General features: G+C 65.8%; 4 protein-coding genes. 3 read left to right on the top strand and 1 reads right to left on the bottom strand.

Annotation, left to right across the window (positions count from 1 at the left end; genetic code table 11):
- Together QOI01_RS30890 and QOI01_RS30885 are read left to right on the top strand one after the other, a co-directional pair.
- Positions 1 to 1093: asparagine synthase-related protein (locus tag QOI01_RS30890; protein ID WP_526387179.1), on the top strand; the 1093-nt coding region annotated here is incomplete at its 5' end.
- Positions 1094 to 1097: 4 nt separating this feature from the next.
- On the top strand, positions 1098 to 3077 hold the full coding sequence (locus QOI01_RS30885) for an alpha/beta hydrolase family protein (RefSeq protein ID WP_526387177.1): 1980 nt from the start codon (positions 1098 to 1100) through the stop codon (positions 3075 to 3077).
- A gap of 167 nt (positions 3078 to 3244) precedes the next feature.
- Here QOI01_RS30885 and QOI01_RS30880 read toward each other — a convergent pair whose 3' ends face one another.
- Entirely contained in the window at positions 3245 to 5425 is a 2181-nt protein-coding gene (locus QOI01_RS30880) for an FUSC family protein (protein ID WP_526387176.1), read from the bottom strand.
- Between the two features lie 546 nt (positions 5426 to 5971).
- On the opposite strand from QOI01_RS30880, the gene QOI01_RS30875 reads away from it, so the two are divergent.
- The coding region (locus QOI01_RS30875; RefSeq protein WP_526387174.1) for a cytochrome ubiquinol oxidase subunit I at positions 5972 to 6599 on the top strand (628 nt) is incomplete at its 3' end.

Raw genomic sequence — 6599 nt, 5'->3', positions numbered from 1 at the left:
ACGCGCCTCGTGGAGCGATCGCGACTGGCAGGACGGGCTGATGGAGGCTCTGCGCAGGGCGGTGGTGCGGCGCATGGTCGCGGACGTGCCGGTGGGCGTACTGCTGTCGGGTGGTATCGACTCGTCGATCGTCGTAGCGCTCCTGACCGAGCACGGACAGCACGGATTGGCCACCTACTCGATCGGCTTCGACTCGGTCGGCGACGAGTCCGGAGACGAGTACTTCTACTCCGACCTGGTGGCCAAGACGTTCGGCACCGATCATCACCGCATCCACATCGACAGTGCCCGATTGCTGCCCGCCGTACCGAAGACGATCGCCGCGATGAGTGAGCCGATGGTCAGTCACGACTGCGTGGCCTTCTATCTGCTCTCCGAGGAGGTCAGCAAGTCGGTAAAGGTGGTGCAGTCCGGCCAGGGCGCGGACGAGATCTTGGCCGGCTACGACTGGTACCCGCCGCTGGCCAACGTCGCCCGCGCGCAGACGACCGAGGCGTACGCCAAGGTGTTCTTCGACCGGGGCCACGCCGACGTTTTGGACATCTTCGCTCCCGAATACGCTGTGGCCGAGGAAGATCCGAGTTGGGAGTTCGTCAGGGATCACCAGAGCTGCCAGGGCGCCGAGACCGCCGTCGACGCGGCGCTGCGGCTGGACACCCAGGTCATGCTCGTCGACGATCCGGTCAAACGGGTCGACACCATGACGATGGCATGGGGGCTGGAGGCTCGGGTGCCGTTCCTCGACCACGACTTCGTGGAACTCGTCGCCACCTGCCCCGCCGAGCTGAAGCTTGCGTCCGGGGGCAAGGGCGTGCTCAAGGATGCGTCGCGGGCGTTGCTGCCCGCCGAGGTCGTCGACCGCACCAAGGGGTACTTTCCCGTGCCGGGCATCCGTCATCTGCACGGCGAGATCATGGACATGGTCCGCGACGCGCTGACCAACGACGCCGCGCGGTCACGTGGCCTCTACCGCAGGGAAACTCTGGACAGGCTTCTGGCCGCACCGAACGATACGCGGACCACTTTGGGCGCCAACACCTTATGGCAATTGGCGGTGCTGGAGATGTGGCTGCAGAGCATGGAAGAGTGTTGACGCGGTGGCGCAACAGATTCGCGCAACTTACGGAGCATCGCTGTCACCGGATGCGACAGCGTTTGCCTACCTCGTCGACGACGGCGGCTACCCGCGCGCCGTGCAGCGCTTCCTGCGCGGTTGGCGCGCCAGTTCATCACGCGACGTGGAGCTGCCCGTCGAAGGCCCAGTCACCAAGGTCATTCACTCCGCCGACGGTCACTGGCTGGCCTGCGAGGTCGCGCCTCTGAGCATCACACACACCCAGATCTGGGTGGTGACAACCGATCCCGACGACCGCGACGCCCGTCGCATCGACTACTGGCCCACCGATTCTCCGGAGGGCACGGCTCAGTTGATCGGCTGGGACGGCAGTCAGGTGGCGGTCATCCTCACCGGGCAGGACGGCATCGGTAGCTCATGCCTGATCAATCCTGCGGACGGCACCACCATCGTGCTGGACCGCCGGTCCGGCGGCAAACTGATCGACGCCTGGGCGGGAGCGTCGCTCGTACGGGTCGGCCCGCGGGGATACCGCGAGCTGATCATGCTCCACGGATTGACTGGAATCGCCCTTTTGCCATCGGATCCCGGTTCCACCACCGACGCTGGCGTGATCCTCGACGACCACCACCCCCGTCGGCTGCGCTCCGGTCTGGATGGCGAGGTGATGGAGCTCTACCATCCGGCAAAGATGTATCCGATCAACAGCACGCACGGTTACGTGCGCGCCCTCGTCCGCAGCGACAACGGTGCCGAGCACGCCCGGCTGGTGGAGTTGACCGTCACTGAGGACGGCGTGTCATACCACGTAGTGGCCGAGCGCCCCGGATACGACTTGGACGAATTCGCAGTGAGTGACGACCTCTCTACCGTAGCGCTGCTGTGGAACATCAATGGCCGCAGCGAGTTACAGATCCTGGAGTATGCCGACAACACGTTGAGTCAGCCGATCCCGCTGCCCGGGCCGGTCGCGAGCCAGCTGAGCATCAGCGCTGGCGGCTCGACGGTGGCGATGACCGTGCAGGGCCCGTCCACGCCACGGACAGTGGAGCTCGTCGACCCGCGGTCTCGAGAATGGCAACGCATTGACCGCGAGCCCGGTGGTGGCATGATGGCCCCTCCTCCGCAGCTGGTGAGGATGCGCGCCAGGGACGGCGTCGAGTTCACCGGTTGGCTCTATGAGCCACGCGGCGGCGGATCCATCGGTGCGATGATCTACCTGCACGGCGGCCCGGAGGGACAAGCCCGCCCTGAGTACAGCGAGATATTCCTCGTGCTGCTCGACGCCGGTATTGCCGTCCTCGCGCCGAACGTTCGCGGTTCGGGCGGCTTCGGCCGTAGATTTTCTCACGCCGATGACAGGGAGTTGCGCTTCGCCGCGATCGACGACGTCGCCGACTGCGCCCGCTTTCTGGTCGGCCGCGGACTCGCCGCCGCGGACCGAATCGCGTGCTCCGGCTGGTCCTACGGTGGCTACCTGACGCAGGCCGCGCTGACCTTCCACCCCGAACTGTTCGCCGCAGGCATCAGCATCTGCGGCATGAGCGATCTGGGCACGTTCTACCGCAACACCGACCCGTGGACTGCAGCCGAGGCGTACCCGAAGTACGGCCATCCCGTAAACGACCGCGAGCTCCTCGATCGACTCTCACCGCTGTTGCGGGTCGAGACACTCACCGCACCACTGCTGTTGGTGCACGGCGGCAACGACACCAATGTGCCGGCCAGCGAATCCAGGCAGATGTTCGAGGCGCTCCAACAGCTGGGCAGGCGGGTCGAGTGCCTGATCTTCGACGAAGAGGGGCACGCGATCGTCAAGCGGGAGAACCGCACCGTGTTGGTCAAGACCATCGGGGAGTGGCTCACCGAGGCGTTCGCACTGCCACGTCCTGAGGGCACAGGTACGTGCGCGTCCGACGGTCGGCTCACCGATGTCGAGTCGGGCAAAATCGCCCGCTACCGGTCGTATTCGAAGAACGACACCGGTCCTGGGATGGCCTAGGAACCTAATTGGGATCTTCCAGAAGGTTCGGCGACGTCGTCGATCGTCCGCAACGGGCCCCGTACGCGATGGCGTTGTGACGGCATATCGTCCTGGGAACCACCTCGATACGTTCCATTCAGCCACGTGGCCATCAGTGCAGCCGTCGTGATACGCCAGAACGGAATTCAGCTCGTGGCCGCGGCGGTGATGGTCGGAGTCGGGTAGATCGACTCAAGCTCTCCGAGGTTGGCGGCGATTGTCAGCAGGGGCAGCGCGGCGTTGACGGACGCCTCGTCTCCGGTGGATTCCGCGCGCAACGCGAGCACGAATTCGTCACTGATCGAACCCGAGGTCTGTTCGGTGACACCAACGAATCGTGCCCAGACCGAGTCGGCATGGGCATCCAGAACAGCGCGTGCCCGCGGATATACCGAGGGCGGCGGCGGGGATTTGATATCGGCGATGGTGTCTGCCACGTTGCGCAATCGGACGGCGCGACTGGCCGCCAGTACCATCGGGTCACGCGGGTCGGCTTCGCTGCCGATTTCCGAAAGATATTGACGCACAGCATCATCGACGGTTCGACCGGCCACCAGTGCATCATGACTCAGGGCAGTGACGCTGACGTCCGTCTCCTCCGAGGCGCCGCCGGTCGCGCGTAGCACCGCGGCCCGCAGATAACGCGAACCGAGATCGATCGCGGTGTCGATCGCAGCGGATACCGATGCTGTCGCACCCCTTGGCCACAGCAGCACCGAGACCACGGCGGCGACGGCCGCGCCCGCCGTGACGTCTTCGATTCGCACCAAACCGAGCCGCCACCCCGTCGGAACGATCAGATTGAGGATGATCAGCACGGTCATCGTGAACGCCGCCTGACCGGCGGCGAATGAGGCGACCCGCGGAACGTAGGCCGCCGCGAAAATTGCGATCGGAAGCAGCGTCCAGAGCACCGCCGGCGCGACACCGACAACCGCGATCAGGCCGGCGCCCAGGGTGACCCCGACAGCGGTACCGGCCACGGCCCGAACAACTTTCGTCCCGGTAGTCAACGCGCTGCTGCCCATCACCACGATTGCGCCCAGCACGACCCAGAATCCGTGTTGCACCGGAAACAGGTGGGTAGCTGCCACGGCCAACGCCAGCCCGACCCCGGTGCGCACGGCGTTGCGAGCCGCCACCGACCGGCTGGCAAGAAATCCGGTGATGATGGTCCTGACGGCAACGGTTTCCGGGAGCAACCGGTCGGCCGCCCCGCTGGGCGGCAGCCGGAGGCCGAGCGCTCGCGCCCATACCGGGCGCGCGTCGGCCTCGGCGGCGGCGGCAATGACTCGGCCAGTGAGGCCAATGGCTGTTGCGATGGTCCGTCGGTAGAGCAGCTGACGTCCGACGCCGACTGCCGAGGCGTCGGAAGTTTGGCTGAGTACGCCAACAATGTCCTCGCGGTGACGCCCACGCGCCATCGAGCGCAGCTCTGCCAGCGCGACCTCGAGTTCTGCGCGGTCCGTTGCGCGCTCCGAGACGCGGGAAACATCAAGCACGCTCGCACAGGAACGCAACACCTCGACGGCGGGGTCCTTCGTTTCGGCAAGAGCAGCGCCCGTATTGCCGTCGACTCGGTCCGTCACCCACTCCAGATTGTCGACCACCCGCGCCAGGGCCCGGCTGCCAGCCGTCAAGCCGACCGGCCGGAAGTCGGCGTCAAAGAAGTTGGCCCGCAGCGCGTTCATCGCCCGGGACACATGCGACGCCGACCCAACGCCCTCCAGCCGGTCGGCGAGCGCAGCGCACACCTGCGCTGCGCGACGGCGCAGTTCGCTGTGGCGGCGCGGCGGGAGAAGAAACAGCGCTGCCGGTACGCAGACGACTAGTGCGATTGCCCAGCCCAGCAGCCGCTCGCCGATGGGTCCGATCGGAGTGCAGACCGGCAGCACATATGCCAACAGGGTCACGCGCTGACCAGCGGCGATCGTCTCGCTGAGGACGCCAGCCAGCATCACCGCCACGGCAAGCACGAACATCAGCGGCACCGCCAGCCACGGCACGGGCGCCATTAGGGTGCCGAGCGTTATCAGAACGGCTCCATTGAATCCCACGCCGCAATGGGCGAGCGCACGGCTCTGACGGTTCCCCGGGAAATCGACCAGCACCATTAACCAGAACGCACCGACGATCGTGAACAACGGTGCCTGCGATCCGCCCACGACGAAGAAACTCACCGCGGCCGCCAGCGGAACGACGATCGCTGCCCGGACACCACGGCGCAGCGCATCGCGGTCGGGATCGGCCGTTTGCAGCCGCCCGACCGCCCCGCGCAACAGACCGCTCGGTTTCAGGAAGTCCGGATAGTCGAAGGATGAAGGCATAGCGTAAACCGCCTTTAACCGAGCGCAGCTGTGCGATGCAGCCGCGCCGGGGCCGCAGCACTGCTCGTGTCCGGAATGATCCGGCAGGGCGCCCTTTTCGATGCAGTCACCAAGCTCCTTGTCGATGTTGCGAGTACTCGAAGGCTCGTTTGCTGGGCCTCTTTACTGACGCCGTTCAGCAGTTGACCCATGGAGTCGTCGACGAGCCGGTGACGAGCTGCGCCGTCCCTCACCCAACTAGTCAACGTGCAGGCGTCCAGCAGTTGGCCAGATCCACTATTGGTCTTCGGCGGACCCGTGTCATCACTGCTGGCGCCAGTCAGTGCCCCCCACCAGCGGGAATTGGGCTCATCCTGACGGTGTCACGGTCGTCGCGCCGCCAGTTGTCAACGACAATTAGTTACTCCCACGGATGCACCGGCGGGATTGCAGCCCGCGTCCTGCCGGGTTTTTCGACGATCCGCCACCCGAAGAAACCCGATCCCCATAAAATTCGTCGTTTGACCATGACGTTGGCATCGCCAACGTCGCCCGCGGGATTGGCGAATGATGCGGTTGGGCGATTCGGTGATGGTGTTGGCGGCTGGCGAGCCGCCGGGGCTTCTGCCGGCGCGGGAGCAGATGGCGGTGTCGTTGGGATGGCACATCATCTTGGCGTGTTTCGGGGTGGCGTTTCCGACCATGATCTTCGTGATGCACTGGCGCGGGATCGTCCGCGACGACCCTGATGCGCTGCGGCTGGCCAGGCGGTGGGCCAAGGTGTCGGCGGTGCTGTTCGCGATCGGAGCGGTCTCGGGCACCGTCCTCAGCTTCGAGATGGGTGTGCTGTGGCCGGGCCTGATGGGCCGCTTCGGCGATGTGCTTGGCCTGCCGTTCGCGTTGGAAGGACTGTCGTTCTTCGTCGAGGCGATCTTCCTCGGCATTTACCTCTACGGCTGGGACCGGATGCCGCCCCGGCGGCACCTGGCCATGCTCATCCCGATGGCGATGGCGGGCATCGTCGGCACGTTCTGCGTGGTCTCGGTCAACGCGTGGATGAACAATCCCGCCGGGTTCACCATCCGTGACGGCGTCGTCACCGACGTCGACCCGTGGGCGGCGATGTTCAACGACTTGGTGTGGCTGCAGTTCGCCCATATGTGGGTCGGCGCGTTCCTGCTGGTCGGGTTGGTGG

It is taken from the genome of Mycobacterium sp. (assembly GCF_032162605.1).
Lineage (GTDB): Bacteria > Actinomycetota > Actinomycetes > Mycobacteriales > Mycobacteriaceae > Mycobacterium.
This window is presented reverse-complemented; position numbering and strand designations above follow the sequence as displayed.